A 21660-nucleotide genomic window follows, 5' to 3' on the forward strand; every position below is an offset into this window, starting at 1 on the left:
ACAGCGTGCGTCCATGACACGTGCGGTCTGGCTCAAGGCGGACGACGAAGTCGGTGACTGGGACGCGCGGCGACGCCGCATCACGGCGGGGCTCGAAGCGGGCGTCGACTGGGTGCTCGTCGACCGCGCGGACGTCGAGAAGGTACGGGAACTGGGGCAGGTGAACGTCGCGGCGTTCGCGGGCGACGACGTTCACGTGATGGAAGCCGAGTCCGAACGCGCCGACGGCGGGGCCGAACCGGACGCGGTGGTCGTCGGCAAGGGCGCGGAGGGCGACGGCACCGTCGACCTGCCGGGCGACCTCTCGGGGTCGGCCGACCTGACGACGCTGCGCCGCGGGCAGGCCGACGGCGCGTTCGTCCGCATCCAGGGGAAGAAGTACGAGGCGTTCGCCGAGGAGGCCGCGAAGGCCGCGGACTACACCGTCGTCGTCGGCGAGGACTGGAAGATCATCCCGCTGGAGAACCTCATCGCGCGCATCGGGAGCGAGACGAGCCTCGTCGCGGGCGTCACGAACTCCGAGGAGGCGAAGACGGCGTTCGAGACGCTCGAACACGGCGCGGACGCGGTCCTGCTCGACACCGACGACACCGACGAGATACGCAAGACCGTCGACCTGCGTGACGAGGGCGAACGCGAGGACCTCGACCTCTCGTGGGCGACCGTCACCGCCATCGAGGAGGTCGGCAGCGCCGACCGCGTCTGCGTCGACACGGGGAGCCTGTTCGAGCACGACGAGGGGATGCTCGTGGGGTCGATGAGTCGCGGCCTCTTCTTCGTCCACGCCGAGACGGCCGAGTCGCCGTACGTCGAGTCCCGGCCGTTCCGGGTGAACGCGGGGGCCGTCCACGCCTACGCCCGCGCTGCCGACGGGTCGACGAAGTACCTCGCGGAACTGAAGTCGGGCGACGAGGTGCAGGTCGTCTCGACGGACGGCAGTACGCGCGAGGCCATCGTCGGTCGGTCGAAGATAGAGCGCCGCCCGATGTTCCGCGTGGAGGCCGAGGTCGACGTGGGTGGGGGTACCGACACGGTCGAGACGCTGCTCCAGAACGCCGAGACCATCAAGGTCGCCACCCGCGACGGGCGCACGGCCATCACCGACCTGCAGGAGGGCGACGAGGTGCTGGTCTACTACGAGACGGGCGGCCGTCACTTCGGCGAGAGCGTCGAGGAATCCATCATCGAGCGCTGAGCAGGGCGAGTAGCCGGCTGCCGGTTTCACGACCGTCGGCGTCCGCGTGCGACGTTCTCGCACATCACAACATTGATTCTCGTCAATCCGATAGTAGACCCAATGACCTCCACACGACGGCGGTTCCTCCTCGCTGGCGGTGCGGTCGCGGCGACCGGACTGACCGGGTGTCTCAGCAGTGGTAGCGCCGACCTCCCGGACGACGTGCCGGACACCGCCGTCACGAACGCGCCGGTACCGAACTCCCCCGGCGACTACGACTACGCGACGATGGGGAGCGGCGACAACCCGACCGTGGTCTACTTCGGCGACTGGAAGTGCCCCCACTGTGCGACGTTCTCGACGAACGTGCTCCCCACCATCGTCTCCGAGTTCGTCGAACCGGGCGACCTGGACCTCCGGTTCAGAGCGTGGAACATCTTCCAGAACGACGACGTCCGTGCCGCGCGCGCCGGACTCGGAGTCTGGAACGTCGACCCTGCCACGTACTGGACGTTCCACGAGTACGTGATGGCGAACCAGGCGGGACCGCACTCCCAGGAGTGGGCGACGACCGACTGGCTGACGACGGCCGCCGAGAAGGTGGGCGTCAGCGACGTCGACGCGGTTCGCTCACAGATCGAGAACGAACAGTTCGGCAGCCTGTTCAGTGATTCGCAGAACGCCGCACGTCAGTTCGGGCTCCAGGGGACGCCGGGGCTCATCGTCGACGGCCAGCGCGTCCGGGCGATGGAGTCGGAGGCGCTCCCCGAGTCGACCCGGAACGCGCTCGAGCAGTTCGCCTCGCAATGAGCACCGGGGCGAGTGGTGGCATCGCCGGTCGACGCTCCCCCAAACAGTGGCTCGCCTTCGGCACGCTCGTCGCCATCGTCGCCACTATCGGGAGCCTCACGTTCAGCCTCGGCTACGGCTACATCCCGTGTGACCTCTGCTGGTACCAGCGCATCCTGATGTACCCGCTCGTCGTCGTCCTCGGCGTGGCCGCCTACGAGGACCGCCCCGGCGTCTACCGCACCGTCCTGCCGCTGGCGCTCGTCGGTACCACCATCGCCGCGTACCACTCCGTCATCCAGCGGACGGGGAGCGACGTCTGTGGGTTCGGTGGCGGCTGTACTGCCATCCAGTGGCAGGTGCCCGTGCTCGGCCTCTCGATTCCGAACCTCTCGCTCCTAGCGTTCGTCCTGATTCTCGGGGCGCTCGTCGGCGCGGTGCGCTACTCCGCGTCCGCCGGGTCGACCACCTCGCCCGTCTCCGGGTAGACGCCGACCTGGTCGCAGAGGTCCGCCATCGGGCACGCCTCGGGGTCGTCGAGACACGCCGGTTTCCGCGCCGAGCAGTACTCGCGGCCGAACTGAATGCTCGCGGTGTGCCCGAAGCCGCACTTCTCGGCCGGAACCGCGGCTTCGAGCACCTGCCGGACCTGCTCGTGGTCGGCGTCGGCGGGCGCGATACCCATCCGGCGGTAGATACGGTGGACGTGAGTGTCGACGGGGAACACCCCACCGGTGCCGCCCGCGAACAGGAGGACGCAGTCGGCCGTCTTCGGTCCGACGCCCTTCATGTCGAGGAGCGCGTCCCGGACCTCGTCGTACGGGTCCTCGCGGACGAACGCGTCGAACGCGCTCGCGCTCCCGTACTCCTCGACGACCCGCCCGGCGATGCGCACGATGGTCTCCGACTTCTGGTTGTAGAGGCCCGCCGAGGAGATGGTCTCGGCGAGGTCGTCCCGGTCGGCGTTCGCCAGCGAGACGGCGAGGTCGTCGTCTCTGTGTGCAGGCCCACCGTCGCCGTACCGCGTCATCAGGTCGTCGTGTGCCGGCTGGGAGGCCTTGTCCGAGGTGTTCTGCGAGAGGATGGTCCGGACGAGACACTCGAAGGCGTCCTGCCCACCGTACGTCTTCTGCCAGTAGGCATCGCCGAGTCGGTCGACGACGGCTTCGGCACGGGAGGTACCGTCTCCCGGCGTGAACTCGTCGAACGTGCCCCCGCCCGCGTCGCCGCCGCTGATGTTCTCGGCGGGTTCGTCGTCCATACCGTCGCTTCGCGTTCCGAACCGAAAACCGGTCGCCTCACCGAACCGGATTGCCGCAGACGCGGTTCACGTCGCGGGGGTTCGGCGGGGTGCACGAAGGGCGAACGTGACTGGTCTACCGGGGGAGAGGAGGGATGCTAGATAGTTAGCCCCAGGGGTGTCGCGACCCCGTATACGGTTACGGCAATGGACTATGGGTAGAAGTTCCCTAGCACCGTTGATGTCGGACTCGACCAGTCGTACGGGGGCACCGGGGGAGGCGGTCACCGTCGACTCACTCGTGGTAACGATCGTCGACGAACTCGCAGACAGCCGTGGAGTCGAGCCACTGCACCTCCCCCCGCTCTACGACTACGTCGACCTCGACGCCATCGCCACGCTGTTCGACCAGTCGTCGCCCGCCAGCGACCGACTGTTCGATCAGGTGACGTTCTGGGTGGGGGACGACGAGGTTCGAGTCCAGTCCGACGGAACGGTCACCGTGACCACAACCACGACAGACGCCGAACCCCGACCGACGGGGCAGGCGTCCGACTGAACAGCGGACAGCTATGGAACGGACAGAGCCACACGACTCGGCACTCCACCCGAGGTCGAACGAGCGAACCATCCCGGAGACCATCGACCCCACCAGGAACGTCGAGTCGTCACGACACGGTCGTATCGAACACCAGCCACGACTAGTCGAGGAGACGAGGACGAACCCGCTCACAGCGGAGCGCACACCCGAGCCCACGACCAACCGAAGGCAGCGGTCTCGGACGCCCGGCGTGGTCACCGTCTCGTCCGGTGGGTCCCCGGAGGTCGGGACCGCGTGAACAGTCCGTTCCTCGTCGGCTGTCACGACTGCGACTTCCACCGACGCGTCGAGGACCTGAACACCGCGCTCGACTGGTTCGAGCGCCACAAGACCCACCAGAACGAGGACCACACCGTCGAGGTCTGGTCGAAGCAGTATCTCGAAGAGATGGACGGCGACGCGCCCGACATCGCCACGTCGGACGTCGACGAGAACGCACCCTCCCCCCAGCCGACCGCGCGCAAGGACGATGAGACGGACCGGGCCGAGACCGACGACTGACCCCAGACCGCCGCTCGCGGGACGACAGTCGACCGAACCGGTTCACCCTAGCTCGCGTCGGAGGGACGTCGCTCTTCTAGCACCACGTCGACGGTGTGGTGCGGCCCGGCCTCGGCCTGGTGCGCGTCGGCGGTTCGGAGCGCCGACTCGGCACCCTCGATACGGCGCTCGTACCGACACTCGCTACAGTCGATGACGTAGACGTTCGTCATGGCTGGGAGACGGCGGAGTCGTCGGGGTCAGCGGGGTCGGACAGTCGCACGCGGAGGGCTACCACCGCGGTCACCGACGGACGTCGACCGTCGTGTCGGACTCGATGCGAGCGTCCCCGTTCTCCCGGTGACGGATGACCACGACGGGGCCGTCACCGAGGTCGTACTGGACGAACAGGTACTGGTCGAGCGTGGAGCGTCGAGCGTCGGCATCGTCGCTCCGGTGTCGCTGTGGTGTCAGTGCCACGTCCTCTTCCAGTTCAGTCTCGTCGTCCATACGTCGGGTACAGGACAAGCCCCCATGAACGGACTCGATAGCTCAATATCCCCGACGGCGACCCCCAGGATAACTATCTAGCGTCGGTCGGCTCCGTCGCCACGACCGGTCGTGTCGGGGGCCGGCCACTCTCGCCGGTGTCGACCGCTCAGCCCTCGTCGAACAGCAGCGAGAACAGTTTGCGCTCTCCCGTCCGGATGTGCCGGCTGACGGTCGGCTGTGAGACGTCGAGCAGCGACGCGAGTTCCGCCCCGGAGGTGTCTCGCGGCCACTCGAAGAACCCGCTGAAGTAGGCCGTCTGGAGCACCTCGGTCTGCCGCTCGGTCAGGCGGTCGCGGTAGTTCGCCTCGAACTCCGCCAGCGTCTGGACCGGCCGGTCGCGATGGACACGAGCGATCAACTCACTGCCGTCGTAGGTGTCGAGGAACATGCGAACGAACGAGCGCACCTCCCCGCTCTGTGGCAGTTCGACGGTGAGTCGCCCGCCCTCCGGGCCGACGCTCATCGCGGTAGGGTGTGCCCCGTACGAGACGAGTCGAGCCAGGAAGCTCCCGTCGGTGACGGACGCCTCGTAGTACATCCCCGACTGTCGTTCCGACAGCAGGGTCACGTCGAGTATCTCCTCGCTCAGGTCGGCGAACTCGTACACCGTCTCGAGGTCGGCCCCGGAGATCGTGAAGAACACGCGGAACGACCCGTCGCTCTGCTCGACCAGGGACTCGAACTCGAACGAGCCGCCGGTCTCCTGGACGAACTCGATCGCCGGAATCGAGGAGTCGTCGACGCCGAACGTGAGTTCGACGGACTCCTCGCTCACCAGCGCCTTCTTGCGCTCGATGGCGTTGATGGCGTACCCGATCATCGTCCCCAGTTCGGAGAAGACGGCGGCCTCCATCTCGTCGAACACGCCCGACTCGTCGGCGTACAGGTTGAGCGTCCCGTAGGTCGTCTCCCGGTACTGCAGCGGGACCGCGACCGCAGCACGGTAGCTCCGCCTGAGCGCCTCCTGCCGCCACCGGTCGAACGGTGGGTCGGCCTGGAGGTTGTTCTCGACGGCCCGGTCGCCGGTCTGAATCACCCGGCCGGAGAGCTGCTCGTCGACCGACGGCGAGTCACCCTCGCCCGAGAGCGCGTCGAGGTACCCGGAGTCGTCTCCCGCCTGGGCCGTCGGGGTCACTCCCTCGTGTTCCGCCCGTCGCTGGCCGACCCACGCGAACGAGTACGGGTCGGTCGCGGCGAGTTCCTCGCAGACGGCGGTCTCTATCTCCTCGCGGGTCGAGGCCTGCGTGAGCTTCTGCGTCAGCCCCCTGATGACCCCGTTGAGCCGGTTGACGCGTTCGAGCGACTCGTTGTGTTCTGCCAGCCGGGTCGACTTCTCGCGGAGTTCCTGCTCGCGGTCCACCCGGTCGAGCGCCGCGACGGCGTTGGCGACCAGGATTCGTGCGGTCGTCACGTCCGCGTCGGAGAACGCCCCGGCCTCGGTCGCTCCGGCGATGAACACGCCGTGTGACCCGACCGGAGCGACGATCACGCTCCGCAGGGCCGTCTCGTCGGCCTCGACCGACGGCTCCTCCCGGAGGTCGTCGATGACTCGTTCCTCGCTCTCGGCGTACACTCGCCACGGGAGGTTCCACTCCGAGTCGAAGAGTGCCGCCGACCCGGCGAGCGATTCGAGCTCCGGCGTCCGGGGTCCGGGGACGAGTTCGCCCATCTCCTCGTCGTAGAACTCGACCGTGGCGAGCGGCAGGTCGAGCGTCTCCTGGGCACCCTCGACGACGATGGTACCGACCTCGCTGTCCGTCTCGGCACCGGCGAGCGCCTGACCGACCTCGTTCAACTGGGCGAGTCGCTCCTCGCGCCGTCTCCGCTCGGTGATGTCGCGGACGACGCCCGCCCGACCGTACTCCTCGCCGAGGTCGAACAGCGAGAGGCGGACCTCGACCGGACGCTGCTCGCCCGACTTCGTCGTGACGACGGTCTCCAGCGTCGCATCGTTCCGGTCGCCCGCCAGAATCTCGGCCGCCAGGTCGCCTGCAGCCTCGGTGACGCCGGTGTCGATGAACTCGTCGGCGGGACGACCGAGTAGCTCCGCCCGGTCGTAGCCGACGAGGTCGGTGTACGCCTGGTTGACGGCGACGAATCGACCCGCTTCGTCGAGGGCGTAGACGCCGTCGCCGACGGTCTCCATCACCGCGTCGGTCGTCTGGAGTCGTCGCTCGCGCTCCTTGCGCTCGGTGACGTCCCGGAACGAGAAGACGCCGGACGACAGCGTCCCGTCCTCGTCGTGGAGCGGCGCACCGCTCACGACCAGCCAGCGCGTCTCGCCCCGAATCGTCACCTCTGCTTCGCCCGACACCGACTCGCCCTCCTCGACGACCCGCTGGTACGGCTGGTCCTCGTCGGGAACCGACCTGCCGTCGAACGTCACCAGGTCGACGTCGGCGTCGGCGGCGACCGCCTGTTCCGCCGACGGGTCGCCCGTCAGCAGCTCGGCGGCGCGTTCGTTGAGGTACTCGAAGTTCCCCTCGCTGTCCGTGATGGCGATGCCGACGGGGCTGGTCTCCAGGATGCGGTCCTGGAGACGCTGCTGCTCGCGCACGGCGGTCTCCGCTTCGAGTCGTTCCATCAACCGTCCGAGGTCCGCGGCGATGGTCGTCGTCGCGTCGAGCATCGCCTGGTCCGGTTCTCGCCGCTCGGTGAGGAAGAACACCATGACGGCGACGACCGTCCCCTCCGAGACGACCGGGACGCCGAGCGCGGCGCGGAGGTCGGCCTCGACGGCGGCCCGCCCGCGCTCGAATCCGTCGTCGACGTCGGCGACCCACTCCGGCTCCCCGGACGCCCAGACCCGACCGACGAGTCCCTCGTCCACCTCGACCGGTGTGGTGGCCGCCAGTTCCTCGAACCGGGAGGACTCGCCGGACGCGACGTACTCGGTGGCGGCCCGTTCGAGTCGTCCGTCGTCGGACCGGGTCCAGGCCTCGCCGTACTCCCAGTCCATCGCCGACCCGACGACGTCGAGGGCGGTGTCGAGTCCCTCCTCGAACGAGTCGGACCGGAGGATTCGCTGGGTCGCCTCGTGGTAGAGGTCGCGTTCGGCCTGCAACCGCTTGCGCTCCTGGATGTCGCGAACGATGCCGGTGAAGTACCGCTCCCCGTCGACGGTGAACTCCGCGAACGAGACGCTCAGGGGGAGTTCGTGGCCGTCTCTGTGCCGACCGGGAATCTGGACGTCGTCCCACTCGAACGTCCGCTCTCCCGTCTCCAGATACTGCTGGTATCGCTCCCGGTGGCGTCCGGAGAGGTCGTCGGGCATCAGCGTGGTCAGCGGTTCGCCGACCAGTTCCTCCGGTTCGTAGCCGAAGACGTCGGTGACGGCGGGGTTCACGTAGCGGATGACGCTCGACTCGTCGATGGAGATGATGGCGTCCGACGTCGTGGCGGCGAGCGCGTCGAGGTGCTGTAAAGAGCGGTGGTCGTCTCCCGACCCCTCGCCGTCGTCGACGTGGCGGTCGAGGCGATGTTCGAGGACGGGGAGCTTCTCCGCGCCGGTGTAGTGGACGTACTCGTCGATACCTGCCTCGTACGCTCGCTCGACCAGCGCCGAGGTACTGGTCTCCGAGACGAGGACGGTCAGGGCTCGCACTGGCGGGTCGACACACTCGAGTATCGCGTCGATGCCGTCGCAGTCGGGCAGGTCGTACTGGGCGACGATGCCATCGAGCAGCGTCTCACAGGCCAGTTCGGCCGCTTCGCTGGCGGTCTCGGCCTGGAGGAGGGTCGTCCGTGCGTCCACCGCCTCCAGATACGAGTCGAGCGCCTCGAAGAGCGTCGAGGACGACCCGACGTAGAGGAACCGCTGTGAGCCCGCAGTCGAGTCGCTACCCATTTCGACCGTCTTCACCGCCGCGCGCTAAACCGGATGTGCCTTCGAACTCGGTCGAGACACCCTCACATCTACGGTACATTCGGGTCACGATGGAGGCTCGCCGTCGCCATCACCCGGTTACCCTGGTGAGGCCACATTCGTCGACTTGCACGTGCCACGCTCTGACAGTCTTCGGCGTGAGGTCGAGAGGGGAGTCGGTCGGGCGCCGAGAGACAGGAGGTACGTCGGTCGCAGGGACCGGTTCGACTCACTCGACGCGGAGGGTCACCGTGAGGTCCGCACCGTCCTGGAGTTCCGCGACGAGGTCCCGGTCGAGGTCGGCGGCCGCCGCGTCGGCCGCGACCATCACGGTCCGCTCGTCGACGTACCCGCTGGTCCGGAACACCATCGAGCGCTCGCCCTCGAACGTGAGGTCGGGGTCGCCGCGACCGGCGACGGTCGTCTCGACCCCGCCGGCGACGAGGTGGGCGGTGACGTGGGCCGACTCGTCCCGGCAGGCGTCGACGAACGACGACGGGAGGTCGGCGGGCGTCGCGTCGGCCTCGACGCCGACGATGCAGTCGCCCGCCGGCGTCAGCCAGTCGTCGGTGGTCAGTTCGAAGGTGCTCTCGTGGGCCGCCCGCACGTGGTCGTGGCCACGCGCGCGCAAGGTCACCTCGTGCATACGCCGTCTGACCGCCCGGGGCACTTGAGCGAGTCGTTCCGTCGTCGTCGCATCTCCGGTATCGTTCGACGCTGCGCTCCGCTACGCGGACGGGAACGACGACGACCCCGACTCTTGCTTAAATACCCCTCCGCGTGCCATCCGAAACCGTGTCACGTCTTGACGAGGCCGTTGGCAGGGGTTTCGGGGGCATCCTTCCCCCCTGAAGTGAGAAAGGCTTAAGTACGAGCTTCCGGTATGGATACCTACCAGAACGCCTCCGGCGTTTCGGTGGATTGCACGGCGAACAGAATGACAGGAGACCCTGCTTATCGATCGGCCAGTACCACCGTGAGCCACCGCGCTGGAGCGTAATGGACAGTTCACAACCATGGCAGAGACTATTGACGAATCCAAGAACGTAGAACTCACCGACGACGACCTCGAAAACAAATCCAAGGGCGGCCTCATCAAGATGGCCGGGATGCTTCGAGATCGACGGAACGAGCTCAACCAGATGGCGTCGGAGCGCGCATCGAAGCGCGACGAGCTCAACGCGAAGACACGCGAGAAGGTCGACGAGGCCCAGCAACACCGCGAGAAACGCGACGAGCTCAACGAACAGGTTCAGGAGCACAAGAACCAGCGCAACGAGCTCAACGCGAAGGCGAACGAACTCTTCTCGCAGGTCGACGACGCGAAGTCCGACCTCGACCTCGACGACGGCAAGAGCCTCGACGAGCTGAAGGAGGAGATCGAGCAGCTGGAGTTCCGCCAGCAGACCGAGGTCCTCTCGACGGAGGACGAGCGCGAACTCATCGAGAAGATCGAGACGAAGCGCGACCAGTACCAGGAGCGCAAGTCGAAGCTCGACGACACCGACGGCATCGAGGACCTGAAGTCCGAAGCCCAGGAGGTCCGCGCCGAAGCCTCGAAGCACCACCAGAAGGTGACGGAGCTCGCCGACGAGGCCCAGGAGCACCACAACCAGATGATCGAGGCCTACCGCGAGGCCGACGACATCCGCGACGACGCCGACGAGTGGCACGAGAAGTTCGTCGACGCCCAGGAGGCGGCCGACCGCCACCACGAGGACTTCGTCCGCGTCCAGAAGCGCCTGCGCGAGATGGACAAGGCCGAGGAGGAGGAGCGCAAGGACGAGCGCGCCGCCAAGCGCGAGGAGGCCAAGGAGGAGGCCGAGGAGATCTACCAGAAGTTCAAGGAAGGCGAGACCCTCGACACCGAGGACCTGATGAAGCTCCAGAAGTCGGGGCTGCTCTGATCCACTAGCAGGGTCACTCTACACCCGTTCTACGTTCTCGTTTCACGCACCGCACACCGACGACCTGACCGGCAGGTGTCGCGGCCGCGCGTTCCTCAGGGACGACTCCAGCTCACGAGCGACCGCACAGCGACGCGTCTACTCGGCGAGGGCGGGAGATACAACGGGGTCGTCAGTGGCCGGTCACCGACTCAGTGCTCCGCGGCGAGTCGCAGGATGGACTCGGAGAGCACCGAGACGCCGATGGGGAGCGAGTCCTCGTCGACGTCGAACGTCGAGGTGTGGTGGCCGCCGGGATGGTCAGTGCCGATGCCGACGTAACAGGCCTTCCCGCCGTTGTCCTGCACGCGCTGCATGAGGTAGGTGGCGTCCTCGCTCCCGCCGAGGGCGTCCGAGCGGAGGACGGAGTCGACGCCCTCGACGCCGCCAGCGACCGACTCGACCACGTCGACGATGGCGTCGTCGCTGACGGCGCTCGGCGCGCCGCCCACGGTGTCGACGTCCACCTCGCAGGCGTGCATCTCCGCGGCGGCCCGGATGACGCGTTCGGCGCTGTCGCGCATGTACTCCATCAGTTCGGTCGTCTCGCCGCGGACCTCGCCCTCGACGTACGCCTCCTCGGGAACGATGTTGGTCGCCGAGCCGCCGCGGATGACGCCCGCGTTGACCGTCGTGCGGCCGTCCTGGTGGCGCGGGATGGCGTAGAGGTTCTGGACCGCGGCGGCGAGCGCCTGGTTGGCGTTGCGGCCGTCGCCGGGGTTCGCGCCCGCGTGGGCCGGTTCGCCCGTGAACGTCGCCTCGAAGTGGTGGACGGCGAGGAAGCCGTCGATGCCCGCGACCACCTCGCCCGTCGGGTGGTCGAGGCCGACGTGGGCGGCCAGCAGGTAGTCGCAGTCGTCGAGCAGGCCGGACTCGGCGACCGGTTTGCCGCCGCCGACCACCTCCTCCGCCGGCTGGAAGACGACCTTCAGCGTGCCGGAGAACTCGCTGTCCTTGATGGCCTCCAGCACGCCGAGCCCGAACGTGATGTGGGCGTCGTGGCCGCAGGCGTGCATCGCCTCGGTCTCGGCGCGGAAGCCCTCCGCGTTCGGTGCGTGGTCGGCGTCCTCGGACTCGGCGCGCGGCAGACCGTCGATGTCGACCCGGAGGCCGACCGTCGGCCCCTCGCCCATGTTCAGGACGGCGAGTGCGCCGGTGTACCCACCGTCGAGTCGGTCGAGGACGTCCGCGTCGACGCCGTGGTCGCGGGCGTCGTCGAACCAGCGACGCTGTTCGGCCTCGTCCGGGAGGCCCATGCGCTCGCCGCTCAGCAGGTCCGGACCGACGTACAGTTCGTCGACGCCGATGCGGTCGAGTTCCTCGACGATGCGCGCGGTGGTACGGAACTCCCGCCACGCCGGTTCGGGGAAGCGGTGGAACTCACGGCGAAGCGACACGAGTCGGTCGCGGTCGACACTCATGGGCAGTGAGTCACACGCGTACGGCTTAGTTCACGCGGACCGGGTACTGACAGCGAGGGGAGAAGATGAGGGTAGCGAAGACCGGGAACCGGAGAGCGGCAGGAAGTCGTAGCGACGGCTCAGGCCCGGCCAGCGCCGGTGACCTGTTCGACATCCACCTCGACGTGGACGCCGTCGGGGAACTCCCGCTGGGTGGCGTCGCGGGCGAACTCGTCGTGGCCGACGATGCGCATCGTCCGGGTGTACACCGAGAACGACCAGTCGGCGAACCGGTCGCCGTCGGGGTGGAGCGACTTCTGCTGGGGTGCGACGTACCGTTCGGGTGGCGGCGTCTGCGGTCCCTTTATCTCGACGCCCTTGCGCGACGCCATCGACTTGATGCTGGAGACGACGTCGTCGAGGGCCGGACGGTCCCCGCTGGAGAGTGAGAGAGTCGTGACGAACGGCATGTCAGTCCGGTCGGTGGCGACGGCAAAAAGCCCATCCATCCGGACCCGTCTCCTCCGGAGACCCGACCGAGTGGCGTCCTCACCGGGAGAGCCGGCGGCTGACGGACACCGACCGCATGGCGATATTCTCTTATGTAGTGAATCAGTATCCAGAGCCATGATAGAGGCCACGAGCGCCGGAGCAATCCTGTTCCGCGATACACGTGGCCGTCGCGAGTACCTCCTGCTCAAGTCCCGAACGGGGGACTGGGAGTTCCCGAAGGGCGGCGTCGAAGGGAAGGAGGAGTTACAGCAGACGGCGATACGTGAGGTCGCGGAGGAAGCGGGAATCGAGGAACTCAGACTCATCGACGGGTTCCGCGAGGACTACGACTACATCTTCGAGGCGAACGGCAACACAATCCACAAGACGGTCCACCTGTTCATCGCGCGGTCGTTCGAGGCGAGCGCCGAACTGTCGCGCGAGCATCGCGACCTGCAGTGGCGCGACTACGAGCAGGCCATCAACACCATCACGCAGGACGGCCCCCGCGAGATACTCGAACAGGCCGACGAGTTCCTCGAGAACGGCGGCCTCGACGACGACGACGGGTAGATGACCTCCCGGGAGTTCACCTTCGAACTCCGCGTCTGCCAGTGGGCCGAACGCGAGTGGACGCCCGCGCGTCGCGCGGCGGACAGCGAGGGCTCCGGGCCGAGCGCCGTCCTCGTCGCCCGGCAACTCGGGACGCGCGGCCGCCGCTGGGACACGCTCGTCGTCGAGTGCGACCCCGACGGCCTCGCCGCCCGGAGCGTCTTCGGGAACGAGCGGCTGGACTCCGACCTCCTGCACGTCGTCCGGAACGCCCCCCGCGAGTGGACGTACTACCGCGACGCGCTCCCCCATCCGGGGTACCCGTGGCGCTACGTCCGCGAGGCCATCCACACCGCCAGCGACCGCGGTATCGTCGAGGAGCGACGCGCGGGCAACCGCATCGAGATTCGTCGCAAGTGGCACTACCCCGACTGGGTTCGGCGAATCGTCGCCATCGAGAACAAGCCGGACCTCGACGCCAGCGCCGCCCGCGTCCTGGGCGACCAGCTCGAACGCGACGTCGCGCTGTCGCTCGCCGACGAGGTGTGGGTCGCCACGGCAGCCAAAGGGGACGGCGCCGAGCAGAGCTCGGCTGGCACCCGGAGCTCGGCGAGTTCCGGCGATGGCGTCGAGCCCGTACTGTTCGAACGCCTGCCCGTCGAGGCGGGCATCCTCGCCGTGACGCGTGGCGGGGACGGAACTCCCACGAGCGCCGACGTGGCGTGGCACCCGAGTTCGCTCCGCGTCGACGACCCCGGCACGCGTATCCTCGAACGGCCGACCGGGACCGGCCACGACGCCTCCGCCGCGCGCTTCGAGTACGCCGACCCCGACTGGAAGCGCGCCAAGCGTCTCGAAATCGCCGAACGAGCCTACGAGCGCGGCTGGCGGTCGTACGTCGACACGATGCGCGCGGACTGTCGCCACTTCGAACTGCGCGACGACGGCGACACGCTCCCCTGGTGTGCCGCGAAGGCCCACAGTCCGACGGGCCGGGAGTGTTCGGGGTCCTGTCCCGAGTTCACCCCCGAACCGCCACAGTGGCGCACCCGCGGGTGGCCCATCGAGGGCGGCCCGGGAAAGGGACTGAAACGCCTCCTGGCTCGGCAGCGGGAGCGACGTCGAGAGCCGTAGCGAGCGACGGCGCAGTCGCTCGGGGTCGGTGGTCGTCGTCCTGTTCGTGGTGAACCGTGTCGTCCGACGGCGCTCCCTTCGTGTCCACGCGCTTCGCGTCCGGCAGGTAACTCGCCTCGATGGGTTGGCGTTATCCGTCGACCGTTCGGAACGTCGCCGGCACGTCGGGGTGGCCGCTCACCAGAGGAAGCCTCCGTCGTCGGACGACTCGCTGGCTTCGTTCGCGAGGTCGGGGCGTCCCGTCGTGAGCATGTCCGGTTCGGCAGCCACCACGTCCCGAATCGTCTCCTCGCTCTCGAACAGCGCCCACACGCCGACGTCGAGCGGGCTCTGCTCGACGGTGTCGACGAACTGGTTGGTGAGGTAGGGGAGGTAGTGTGCGGAGACGAGACCAGTGCCCAGTCGTTCGGCGTCGGCGAGCAACCCGTCACGTGGCAGCGCGCCGAGCAGCGCCGTGTCGACGGCCGCTCGGCGAGCGGTCGGGAGCGCGGGTGCGTCGAACGAGGCGAGGGTCGTCCGGCCGGACAGCCCGTGTCGACGAACGCTGTCGAGGACCGCCCCGGTGTAGCCGGGGCGTTTGAGTTCGAGGTAGACGTCGACGGACCGGTCGGCGAGCGCTTGCAGTCCCTCGTCGAGGGTGAGAATCGGCTCGCCGCCGACGGTGGCGTCGAGCACGTCCTCGGAGTGCGTGTAGCGGACGACACCGCCGGCCGTACTGGCGACGTCGAGAACCGGGTCGTGGAACAACACGAGTTCGCCGTCGCGCGTCCGTCGAACGTCGAGCTCCACCCCGTCGACGTCGTGTTCGAGACCGGCCTCGATGGCAGCACGCGTGTTCGGAGGCGCGAGTCCCGACGCGCCACGATGGCCGACGATGGTCGGGGTGGTCGACCGGTCGGTGCGTGCCGTGCCGCGTCCGACCGCGAGTCCTCCGAGGACGCTCCCGGTGCCAGCGAGGACGCGTCGTCGCGAGACCGTCGTAGAAGCGAGGTCTGTCATCCGTACTACCAGACATCACGACTGGTCGGAAGTCGGTTCAGCTTGCTGAGGCGAGCGACGACGGGGCACGCCCTCCAGCGAACGGTTCGTCGAGGAGTACGGCCGTCCGGGGCGTTCGACGGTTCGACGTACGCGTCGGGGCTATCCACACGGCTCGTCGACCTGTCGGCCAGGGGACCGAGCGTCCGGGCGACTCCCGGTCAGTCTCTCAGTCGGTCGCCCGGACGTTGGTGCTGGTACACCCGGGGCAGCTCACCCGTGTCATCTTCAGTTTCGACTCTTCGAAGGAGGCGCCACACCGCGCACATCGGTACTCGAACGTCTCCGTGGCCCCCTCCGACGCTCCCGATTCGACCACCGTATCGCGGAGTGTGGTGAGGACGCTCATCGTTGGCCGCTACGGCAAGAGCGTAAAACATCTGACGGAACCCGTCGGTTCTGCTCGTTCTTCGCTGGAGGCCGAGGGCGAGAACGGAGCCGCGACCCCTGACCCGCCAAGTCGGTGCCGGCCGTCAGGGACCCCAGTCTCGGACATCGAGAATCGTCGCCCCGATATATGTCGTCGCCGAAACAACTAGAAGACGGTGACAGCACGATGACTCCCGTCGACACCTACACCGAGTCCGTCGAGACGACGGCGCGAACGACGTCCGACCACAGAACGCTCGCCGGTCTATGCTTCTTCGCCCTCGGGGCGGGGTTCATGACGGTGATAATGCTCGCGGCGGCGATGGTGCCCGGCTACGACTTCGGCGGCGGTGCCATCAGCGACCTGGGGGTGGCCACCGAGACGGCGCTCCTGTTCAACGCGTCGCTCGTCCTCGTCGGCGCGTTCAACCTGCTCGGCGGGTACTTCCTCTACCGGAGCCACGGGAAGCGCTGGCTCCTGGCCGTCTACGCGCTCGCTGGCGTCGGCGCGGTCGGAGCCGGGGCGTTCCCGCTCGACACCGGTGGCCTCCACGGCCTGTTCGCGCTCCTCGCGTTCCTGTTCTTCAACGTGCAGGCCGTCGGGACCGCGACCCAGGTGACCGGACTGATGCGCGCACTGTCGGCCGTCGCCGGCGGGGTCGGTCTCGTGTTCGTCGTCCTCATGGCCATCGGCGACGCGGGCACCGTGGCGGCGTTCGGCCCCATCGGTCACGGTGGGACCGAACGGATGATCGTCTACCCGGTGATGCTCTGGCTGGTCGCCTTCGGCGGGTACCTCCTCGGCGCCAGCGAGCGGGGCGAACGCATCCGCTCGACGGAGTGACGGAGGACGAGGGGCGCGGCCTCAGTCCTCGGCGTCGAGCGGTTCGACGTCGAGGTCATCGCGGGCCGTCGTGAGGCGGAACGTCGGGACCGTCTCCCTGACCACCTCGACGATACCCTTGTCCTGTAGGCTACGGAGGCCGGAGCGGACCGCGTCCACGTCCGTCTCCATCCCGGTGTCCTGGACCTCGTGGAGGACGCTAACGACGCTCTCCGGGTCGTCGTCCGGGCCGGCCAGCACCTCCGTGATGCGGACCTGGAGTTCGGGGACGCGGATGGTCTCGGCGTCCATCTCGATGCCGAGCAGTTCTGCCCCCTCCTGCGTCGCGCGGATGAGGCTGTTCTCGTCCCGGAAGTAGTACTCCTTCAGCTCGGATTCGAGGTACTGGTGGACCTCGCTCCCGCCGTCCATGTCCCAGCGCTCCTGCAACTCCTTGTTCTTGGTGGGCTGGAGTTCGACGATGTCGCGCAGGCGTGCCTGGGCTTCCTCCGAAAGGCTCACTGCCGGTCGGTTAGGGGAGGTAGTACATCGGTATTGCGACTTCTATGCCGTCGGTTCGACGTGGACGGGAATACCAGAGTGGTCCGGTCGCGGGGCGGTTGCGGAGACGACTGTACCGCGAACGAGCGGAGCGAGTGAGCGGACGCCGTTCTGGTGATGGTCCGGCCGTCGTCCCGTTGGCGACCCGGCGGCCCTCGACTCGTGACGAAGGGGTGGTTCTCAGTACTTCGCTTCCGCGCCGGTCCGCTCGTAGATGTCGTCCATGATGCGGTCGCGGCGGATCTGCCACGCGCGGAACTCGTCGGGCGAGTCCGGGTAGTTCTCGTAGTGAGCGAGGAGTCGGTCGGCGAGGCCCTTCGTCTCGTAGAAGTCGAACATCGTCCGCCAGTGGCCGCGGGACTTCCAGAGCGTCTTGAGCGCGAGACCGGGCCCGACGCTCGAACTGCCCGAGTAGAGGGCTTCCGAGAGCTGTTGACCGGGCAGCGCCGCGAGGAGGCTCATCAGGTCGTCGAGGTCGTAGGCGGTGCTGAAGATGTTGTAGACGTCGAGCGCCGCGTAGCGGGCACCGAAGTGGTCCATCACGCGCTCGTTGTACCGCCAGAGTCGGTCCTCGCTGTCGTCGTCGTGTTCGATGGCCTCGATGGCCTGCTCGGCGGCGTACTGTCCGGCGTAGGCCGCGCCGGCGATACCGCCGCCGGTGGTGGGGTTGACGTGGGCGGCCGAGTCGCCCGCGGCGATGAACCCCGGCGCGACGGCCGAGTCGTAGGTCCGGCGCGTGGGGAGGGCCGCGCCGAGTTTGTCCTTCACCGTCGCGTTCTCGAACTCGGGCCGCTGGCGCAGGTCGTCGCGCAGGTCGCCGACGAGCTTCATCGGCTCCTCGTTCATCTGGAAGCCGAGGCCGACGTTGATCTCGGTGGGCGTCCGCGGGAAGTACCAGAGGTAGCCCGCCGAGCGCTTGGTGGGCTTGAACACGAGCGCGTCGGACCACTCGACCGGTTCGTCCACCTCGACGATCTCGCGGTAGGCGGAGGCGAACTGCGAGTACCGGACGTTGGTGTCGAACGTCGCGTCCGAGAGGTCGGCCTTGTCCTGGAGGATGGACAGCGCGCCGGCGCCGTCGACGAGCATCTCTGACTCGTAGGTGACGGTGTCGCCCTTGCGGACGCCGGTGACGCCGGTGACGCGACCGTCGTCGTTCTGGTTCACGTCGCGGACGACGGTGTCGTAGTGGAACTCGACGCCGGCCTCCTCCGCGCCCTCGATGAGCAGGCGACCGTACTCCCAGCGGTCGATGACGGCTATCTCGCCGGGGACCGGGATGTCGAGGACGACGTCCTCGGAGGGGATCTCGAACTGCCCGTGGTCGACCTCCGTGTTGGTGAACGCGGGTTCGATCTGGGACTTCGGGATGGCGCTCGGGAAGTTCGCGGCCCCCTTGAGCGCGTCCCCGCACGCGATGTGGCCCGCCTCCTCCGCCGTCTTCCGCTCGACGATGACGACGTCGTACCCCGCTCGGGCGACCGTCGCGGCGGCGTAACAGCCCGCCGTCCCCGCGCCGACGACGACGACGTCGTACGTGTGACTGGTCATGTCCCCCAGTGACCGGCGCGCGGCAAAACGGTTTCCGATACGGACGACCGAACGGTCGAGACAGACCGGTCCAACAAGAGTTTTGGTCGGGTTCGTCCAACCGGAGACCATGACCGAGTACACCGTCGAGTTCGTCGGGACGGGCGAGACCATCACCTGTTCCGACAAGCGGACCATCCTGAGCCGCTGCATCGAGGAGGGCATCGCCCAGGAGTACTCCTGCCGCGTCGGGATGTGTCTCGCCTGTTCGGCCGAGATAATCGAGGGTGAGGTCGAACAGCAGGTCGCCGTCGCTCGCGGCCTGACCGAGGAGGAGGCCGAGCACTACACGCTGACGTGCATGGCGCGACCGGCCTCCGACCTGAAACTCGACCGCGGGAAGTACCCGCCGAGCATCGAGGGCGACGTCGCGGACGGCGACGCGGCAGCGGCCGACGACTGACCCGACGGTCCGCGACTGGCTCGGGGCGTTCAGATTCCGGACCGGTTCCGAGCGGTCCGACGCGGACGCCGAGGTCCAGCACGGGAGCCACGCTCAGTCGAGCGTGTAGCTCCGGAACCGACGGACGGCGTAGACGTAGCTCCCGAGCGCCGTGGCGAGGAGGACGGCCGCCGCGACGGCACCCACCCCGATTACGAGGGGACTCGTGGCCACGCCCTCGCTGAGCGCGACGCCGAGGAGGACGAGCCCGAGGACGCCGGTGAGGCCGACGAGCGCGTTGTAGCCGAACAGCACGAGGAGCGACGGCGTCACCGTCTCGACGCCGTACATCGTCCGGGACTCGAACTTCGGGACGGCCGTCCCCAGTCCGACGCCCCACGTCGCGCTCGCGACGGCGAGCAGGAGCCCGAACGACGCGTAGACGACCGCCTCCAGCAGCGTCTGCGGACCGACGAGTGCGACGACCAGTGGCCCCAGAACGACGAACGGGAGGCCGATGGCGAGTCCCGCCACGAGTCGCCCCCGGACGAACGCCCGTGGCGGCGTCGCGGTGACGAGGAGGAGCGGCAGGACGGCCTGGTCGTCGCCGAAGGGGTTCAGCCCGAACGCGGAGCCCGAGAGGAACGCGCCGAGGACGACCGACCCGGCTATCGCGACGAGGTAGAGCAGGTCCGGGCTCTCCACCACCGACGAGGCGACCGGCGCGAGCATGAACAGGACGAAGAACAGGTGGACGAACCGCCGCGGCGAGCGCCCGCCCTGCCGGAGGTAGTGCCAGCCGATACGCCCGGCCTTCGAGAACGCGAACGGTCGCGGCGTCCGGGTCGGCGTCGCCTCGACCGTCCCCTCACTCCCGGTACCGTCGGTGACCGCCGCGTCCGTCGTCCAGAACCGGTCGACGACGCGGGCGGTGACGGTCAACCCGACCGGAACGGCCGCCAGAAGCGCGCCGAGAACGGCGACCGCCACCGGAGAGACGGGGCGGGCGACGGGCGTCCCGAGGAGGAAGAACTCGCCGTACGCGGCGAACGGCGACGCGTCGAGCAGGTCGAACAGCGGGTCGAGCGTGAACGGTAGCGACCCCGAGAGGTAGAGTCGCGGGAGTATCTGGGAGGCGACGATGACGACGCCGATGAGCAGCGGGTAGGCGACCGTCTTCAGCGACGACGGAAGCGGGACGTAGCGACTCGCGTAGAGCGCACAGATACCGAGCAGGTAGCCGAAGACGGCCGCGAACGCGACCAGCGGCGCGAGGGCGAGGAGCGTGCTCACCGCGAACAGCGGCGTCCCCGCACCGAGGCAGAACGCGCCGAGGGCGAGCAGGAGGGGCGGACCGAACCAGAGACAGAGGCGCGTCACCTCCGCGAGCAGGAGGCCGAACACCACGGCGCGCGAGGACGTCGTCGTCAGCAGCAACTCCTCGTTGTCGACGTTCGAGAGGCGTTCGACGGTACGGAGTGCGAAGATGACGAGCAGGGTCCCCACCACGGACGTCGTCTGCTGCCGCAGGGCGTCGAGCAGCGGGAACTGGCTCTCGGTGCTGACCACCCGGCCGACGCCGTAGGCCGCCGGGAGGACGCCGAAGACGAACACCGACCCGAATATCAGCACCAGGGCCGCGAGCCCCAGTTTCGCGCTGCGTTGCTGGAAGTAGCCGCGGACGCTGCGGCGGACCTCGACGCGAGCGATTCGCCGCCCGTGGCGGGCGTCCGCGACGAGCGACGTCATCGACCGAACCGCCCCCCGTGTCCGCTCGTCACGTCGAGGAAGACGTCCTCGAGCGTCTCGTCGCTGTCCGACTCGACGCGGTTCTTCAGCCCGTTCGGCGTCCCCTCGGCGACGAGTCGGCCGTCGCTGAGGACCCCGACGACGTCGGCGAGTTCCTCGACCACGGGGAGGACGTGCGTCGAGAGGAAGACGGTCGTCCCGTCGTCGGTGAGGTTCCGAATCTCCTCGCGGAGCGTCCGCGCCGCCCGCGGGTCGAGTCCCGACGTGGGTTCGTCGAGGAAGACGACATCGGGGTCGTGGAGCACCGTCTGGACGAACGCCGTCTTCTGGCGCATCCCCTTCGAGTACGCCTCGATGCGCTTGCCGGCGTCGCCGGCCAGGTCGAACCGTTCGACCAGCGAGTCGATGCGTGCGTCGGCGTCGGGACCGACGTCCCGGAGGTCCGCGACGTAGTCGAGTTGCTCTCGTCCCGTGAGTTCGTCGTACAACGGCGGGGTCTCGGGGAGGTAGCCGACGACGCCGGCGAGCGCCCGCCGGTCGCGGATGGACGCGCCCGCGACGTGACCCTCGCCGCTCGTCGGGTCGAGCAGGCCCGTGAGCATCCGCATCGTGGTGGTCTTCCCGGCACCGTTCGGCCCCAGGAAACCGTAGACGCTCCCCTCGGGGACGGACAGGTCGAGTTCGCGGACCGCGGTCGAACTCGGGTAGCGTTTGGTCAGTGCTCGCGTTTCGACGGCGTCGGAGTCGGTGAACGTGGAGGGCATCGTGTGCGTGTGTCGGGGGACTGCGTACGGTACGCTACTGAGAGCGAGAGTGTAGTAAAACCCGGGAGGGTGTTCTCCCGGGGTGAGAATCGGTCACCGTCGACGTCTGCGACCGAGGGATGACGACCAGTGACGAGCGGCCGGTAGAAGCGACGC

23 protein-coding genes are annotated in these 21660 nt (G+C 68.3%); 10 read left to right on the plus strand and 13 right to left on the minus strand.

Annotated features, from left to right (window positions below):
- Positions 1 to 13 precede the first annotated feature (13 nt).
- The 3 genes from MX571_RS18800 to MX571_RS18810 all read left to right on the plus strand — a co-directional run bounded on the left by MX571_RS18800 (position 14) and on the right by MX571_RS18810 (position 2454).
- The gene (locus tag MX571_RS18800; RefSeq protein WP_247419827.1) at positions 14 to 1195 is read left to right on the plus strand and encodes a 3-dehydroquinate synthase II; all 1182 of its coding nucleotides are present in this window, start codon (positions 14 to 16) and stop codon (positions 1193 to 1195) included.
- Positions 1196 to 1297: 102 nt separating this feature from the next.
- The gene (locus tag MX571_RS18805) at positions 1298 to 1987 is read left to right on the plus strand and encodes a DsbA family protein (protein WP_247419830.1); all 690 of its coding nucleotides are present in this window, start codon (positions 1298 to 1300) and stop codon (positions 1985 to 1987) included.
- A complete protein-coding gene (locus MX571_RS18810) occupies positions 1984 to 2454 on the plus strand; it encodes a disulfide bond formation protein B (protein ID WP_247419832.1) in 471 nt (156 codons plus the stop codon). Before MX571_RS18805 ends, MX571_RS18810 begins: the two co-directional genes overlap by 4 nt.
- Here the strand turns inward: MX571_RS18810 and MX571_RS18815 are convergent.
- On the minus strand, positions 2409 to 3227 hold the full coding sequence (locus MX571_RS18815; RefSeq protein WP_247419835.1) for an endonuclease III domain-containing protein: 819 nt from the start codon (positions 3225 to 3227) through the stop codon (positions 2409 to 2411). The genes MX571_RS18810 and MX571_RS18815 overlap by 46 nt on opposite strands.
- Before the next feature lie 220 nt (positions 3228 to 3447).
- Between MX571_RS18815 and MX571_RS18820 the strand changes: the two genes are divergently transcribed.
- Both MX571_RS18820 and MX571_RS18825 read left to right on the plus strand, forming a co-directional pair.
- On the plus strand, positions 3448 to 3765 hold the full coding sequence (locus MX571_RS18820; RefSeq protein ID WP_247419838.1) for a HalOD1 output domain-containing protein: 318 nt from the start codon (positions 3448 to 3450) through the stop codon (positions 3763 to 3765).
- Positions 3766 to 4041: 276 nt separating this feature from the next.
- Positions 4042 to 4308, plus strand: a complete 267-nt coding sequence (locus MX571_RS18825) for a hypothetical protein (RefSeq protein WP_247419841.1) — start codon at positions 4042 to 4044, stop codon at positions 4306 to 4308.
- 47 nt (positions 4309 to 4355) lie between these two features.
- Here the strand turns inward: MX571_RS18825 and MX571_RS18830 are convergent, their stop codons facing one another.
- The 4 genes from MX571_RS18830 to MX571_RS18845 form a co-directional block, all read right to left on the minus strand.
- Positions 4356 to 4520, minus strand: coding sequence for a hypothetical protein (locus tag MX571_RS18830; protein WP_247419844.1), 165 nt, complete (start codon positions 4518 to 4520; stop codon positions 4356 to 4358).
- A gap of 70 nt (positions 4521 to 4590) precedes the next feature.
- On the minus strand, positions 4591 to 4797 hold the full coding sequence (locus tag MX571_RS18835; RefSeq protein WP_247419847.1) for a hypothetical protein: 207 nt from the start codon (positions 4795 to 4797) through the stop codon (positions 4591 to 4593).
- A 148-nt stretch (positions 4798 to 4945) separates the two neighbouring features.
- Complete coding sequence (locus tag MX571_RS18840; protein ID WP_247419850.1) at positions 4946 to 8686, minus strand: PAS domain S-box protein; 3741 nt, start codon at positions 8684 to 8686, stop codon at positions 4946 to 4948.
- A gap of 247 nt (positions 8687 to 8933) precedes the next feature.
- Positions 8934 to 9350: a DUF371 domain-containing protein gene (locus MX571_RS18845; RefSeq protein WP_247419853.1), complete on the minus strand. Its 417-nt coding sequence runs from the start codon at positions 9348 to 9350 to the stop codon at positions 8934 to 8936.
- A gap of 370 nt (positions 9351 to 9720) precedes the next feature.
- On the opposite strand from MX571_RS18845, the gene MX571_RS18850 reads away from it, so the two are divergent.
- Positions 9721 to 10611, plus strand: coding sequence for a coiled-coil protein (locus MX571_RS18850; protein WP_247419856.1), 891 nt, complete (start codon positions 9721 to 9723; stop codon positions 10609 to 10611).
- A 191-nt stretch (positions 10612 to 10802) separates the two neighbouring features.
- Here MX571_RS18850 and MX571_RS18855 read toward each other — a convergent pair whose 3' ends face one another.
- Together MX571_RS18855 and MX571_RS18860 are read right to left on the minus strand one after the other, a co-directional pair.
- The gene (locus MX571_RS18855; RefSeq protein WP_247419859.1) at positions 10803 to 12071 is read right to left on the minus strand and encodes an amidohydrolase; all 1269 of its coding nucleotides are present in this window, start codon (positions 12069 to 12071) and stop codon (positions 10803 to 10805) included.
- A gap of 119 nt (positions 12072 to 12190) precedes the next feature.
- Complete coding sequence (locus tag MX571_RS18860; RefSeq protein WP_247419862.1) at positions 12191 to 12520, minus strand: uS10/mL48 family ribosomal protein; 330 nt, start codon at positions 12518 to 12520, stop codon at positions 12191 to 12193.
- 157 nt (positions 12521 to 12677) lie between these two features.
- Between MX571_RS18860 and MX571_RS18865 the strand changes: the two genes are divergently transcribed.
- Both MX571_RS18865 and MX571_RS18870 read left to right on the plus strand, forming a co-directional pair.
- Complete coding sequence (locus MX571_RS18865) at positions 12678 to 13115, plus strand: bis(5'-nucleosyl)-tetraphosphatase (protein ID WP_247419865.1); 438 nt, start codon at positions 12678 to 12680, stop codon at positions 13113 to 13115.
- Positions 13116 to 14228 (plus strand): DUF5787 family protein, encoded by a 1113-nt coding sequence (locus MX571_RS18870; RefSeq protein ID WP_247419869.1) that lies wholly within the window; start codon positions 13116 to 13118, stop codon positions 14226 to 14228.
- A gap of 177 nt (positions 14229 to 14405) precedes the next feature.
- Here the strand turns inward: MX571_RS18870 and MX571_RS18875 are convergent, their stop codons facing one another.
- Together MX571_RS18875 and MX571_RS18880 are read right to left on the minus strand one after the other, a co-directional pair.
- Positions 14406 to 15227, minus strand: coding sequence for a glycerophosphodiester phosphodiesterase (locus tag MX571_RS18875; protein WP_247419871.1), 822 nt, complete (start codon positions 15225 to 15227; stop codon positions 14406 to 14408).
- Positions 15228 to 15435: 208 nt separating this feature from the next.
- Positions 15436 to 15615, minus strand: a complete 180-nt coding sequence (locus MX571_RS18880) for an FmdB family zinc ribbon protein (RefSeq protein ID WP_247419874.1) — start codon at positions 15613 to 15615, stop codon at positions 15436 to 15438.
- Between the two features lie 207 nt (positions 15616 to 15822).
- Between MX571_RS18880 and MX571_RS18885 the strand changes: the two genes are divergently transcribed.
- A complete protein-coding gene (locus tag MX571_RS18885) occupies positions 15823 to 16479 on the plus strand; it encodes a DUF998 domain-containing protein (RefSeq protein ID WP_247419877.1) in 657 nt (218 codons plus the stop codon).
- 21 nt (positions 16480 to 16500) lie between these two features.
- Here the strand turns inward: MX571_RS18885 and MX571_RS18890 are convergent, their stop codons facing one another.
- Positions 16501 to 16980 carry a DUF5797 family protein gene (locus MX571_RS18890; RefSeq protein WP_247419880.1) on the minus strand — a complete coding sequence of 160 codons (480 nt, stop codon included), beginning with the start codon at positions 16978 to 16980 and terminating at the stop codon, positions 16501 to 16503.
- Positions 16981 to 17199: 219 nt separating this feature from the next.
- On the minus strand, positions 17200 to 18570 hold the full coding sequence (locus MX571_RS18895; RefSeq protein WP_247419883.1) for a geranylgeranyl reductase family protein: 1371 nt from the start codon (positions 18568 to 18570) through the stop codon (positions 17200 to 17202).
- A gap of 109 nt (positions 18571 to 18679) precedes the next feature.
- On the opposite strand from MX571_RS18895, the gene MX571_RS18900 reads away from it, so the two are divergent.
- On the plus strand, positions 18680 to 19012 hold the full coding sequence (locus MX571_RS18900; RefSeq protein ID WP_247419885.1) for a 2Fe-2S iron-sulfur cluster-binding protein: 333 nt from the start codon (positions 18680 to 18682) through the stop codon (positions 19010 to 19012).
- A 93-nt stretch (positions 19013 to 19105) separates the two neighbouring features.
- Here the strand turns inward: MX571_RS18900 and MX571_RS18905 are convergent, their stop codons facing one another.
- Positions 19106 to 20740 carry a hypothetical protein gene (locus tag MX571_RS18905; RefSeq protein WP_247419887.1) on the minus strand — a complete coding sequence of 545 codons (1635 nt, stop codon included), beginning with the start codon at positions 20738 to 20740 and terminating at the stop codon, positions 19106 to 19108.
- Positions 20737 to 21504, minus strand: coding sequence for an ABC transporter ATP-binding protein (locus MX571_RS18910; protein WP_247419889.1), 768 nt, complete (start codon positions 21502 to 21504; stop codon positions 20737 to 20739). The genes MX571_RS18905 and MX571_RS18910 overlap by 4 nt, the downstream gene beginning before the upstream one ends.
- Positions 21505 to 21660: the final 156 nt, after the last annotated feature.

The sequence above is a fragment of the Halomarina salina genome (genome assembly GCF_023074835.1).
GTDB classification, from domain to species: domain Archaea; phylum Halobacteriota; class Halobacteria; order Halobacteriales; family Haloarculaceae; genus Halomarina; species Halomarina salina.

Coding starts and splice junctions, on each gene's coding strand:
- MX571_RS18800 (WP_247419827.1), top strand. CDS start 14: ATGACACGTGCGGTCTGGCTCAAGGCGGACGACGAAGTCGGTGACTGG.
- MX571_RS18805 (WP_247419830.1), top strand. CDS start 1,298: ATGACCTCCACACGACGGCGGTTCCTCCTCGCTGGCGGTGCGGTCGCG.
- MX571_RS18810 (WP_247419832.1), top strand. CDS start 1,984: ATGAGCACCGGGGCGAGTGGTGGCATCGCCGGTCGACGCTCCCCCAAA.
- MX571_RS18815 (WP_247419835.1), bottom strand. CDS start 3,227: ATGGACGACGAACCCGCCGAGAACATCAGCGGCGGCGACGCGGGCGGG.
- MX571_RS18820 (WP_247419838.1), top strand. CDS start 3,448: ATGTCGGACTCGACCAGTCGTACGGGGGCACCGGGGGAGGCGGTCACC.
- MX571_RS18830 (WP_247419844.1), bottom strand. CDS start 4,520: ATGACGAACGTCTACGTCATCGACTGTAGCGAGTGTCGGTACGAGCGC.
- MX571_RS18835 (WP_247419847.1), bottom strand. CDS start 4,797: ATGGACGACGAGACTGAACTGGAAGAGGACGTGGCACTGACACCACAG.
- MX571_RS18840 (WP_247419850.1), bottom strand. CDS start 8,686: ATGGGTAGCGACTCGACTGCGGGCTCACAGCGGTTCCTCTACGTCGGG.
- MX571_RS18845 (WP_247419853.1), bottom strand. CDS start 9,350: ATGCACGAGGTGACCTTGCGCGCGCGTGGCCACGACCACGTGCGGGCG.
- MX571_RS18850 (WP_247419856.1), top strand. CDS start 9,721: ATGGCAGAGACTATTGACGAATCCAAGAACGTAGAACTCACCGACGAC.
- MX571_RS18855 (WP_247419859.1), bottom strand. CDS start 12,071: ATGAGTGTCGACCGCGACCGACTCGTGTCGCTTCGCCGTGAGTTCCAC.
- MX571_RS18860 (WP_247419862.1), bottom strand. CDS start 12,520: ATGCCGTTCGTCACGACTCTCTCACTCTCCAGCGGGGACCGTCCGGCC.
- MX571_RS18865 (WP_247419865.1), top strand. CDS start 12,678: ATGATAGAGGCCACGAGCGCCGGAGCAATCCTGTTCCGCGATACACGT.
- MX571_RS18870 (WP_247419869.1), top strand. CDS start 13,116: ATGACCTCCCGGGAGTTCACCTTCGAACTCCGCGTCTGCCAGTGGGCC.
- MX571_RS18875 (WP_247419871.1), bottom strand. CDS start 15,227: ATGACAGACCTCGCTTCTACGACGGTCTCGCGACGACGCGTCCTCGCT.
- MX571_RS18880 (WP_247419874.1), bottom strand. CDS start 15,615: ATGAGCGTCCTCACCACACTCCGCGATACGGTGGTCGAATCGGGAGCG.
- MX571_RS18885 (WP_247419877.1), top strand. CDS start 15,823: ATGACTCCCGTCGACACCTACACCGAGTCCGTCGAGACGACGGCGCGA.
- MX571_RS18895 (WP_247419883.1), bottom strand. CDS start 18,570: ATGACCAGTCACACGTACGACGTCGTCGTCGTCGGCGCGGGGACGGCG.
- MX571_RS18900 (WP_247419885.1), top strand. CDS start 18,680: ATGACCGAGTACACCGTCGAGTTCGTCGGGACGGGCGAGACCATCACC.
- MX571_RS18905 (WP_247419887.1), bottom strand. CDS start 20,740: ATGACGTCGCTCGTCGCGGACGCCCGCCACGGGCGGCGAATCGCTCGC.
- MX571_RS18910 (WP_247419889.1), bottom strand. CDS start 21,504: ATGCCCTCCACGTTCACCGACTCCGACGCCGTCGAAACGCGAGCACTG.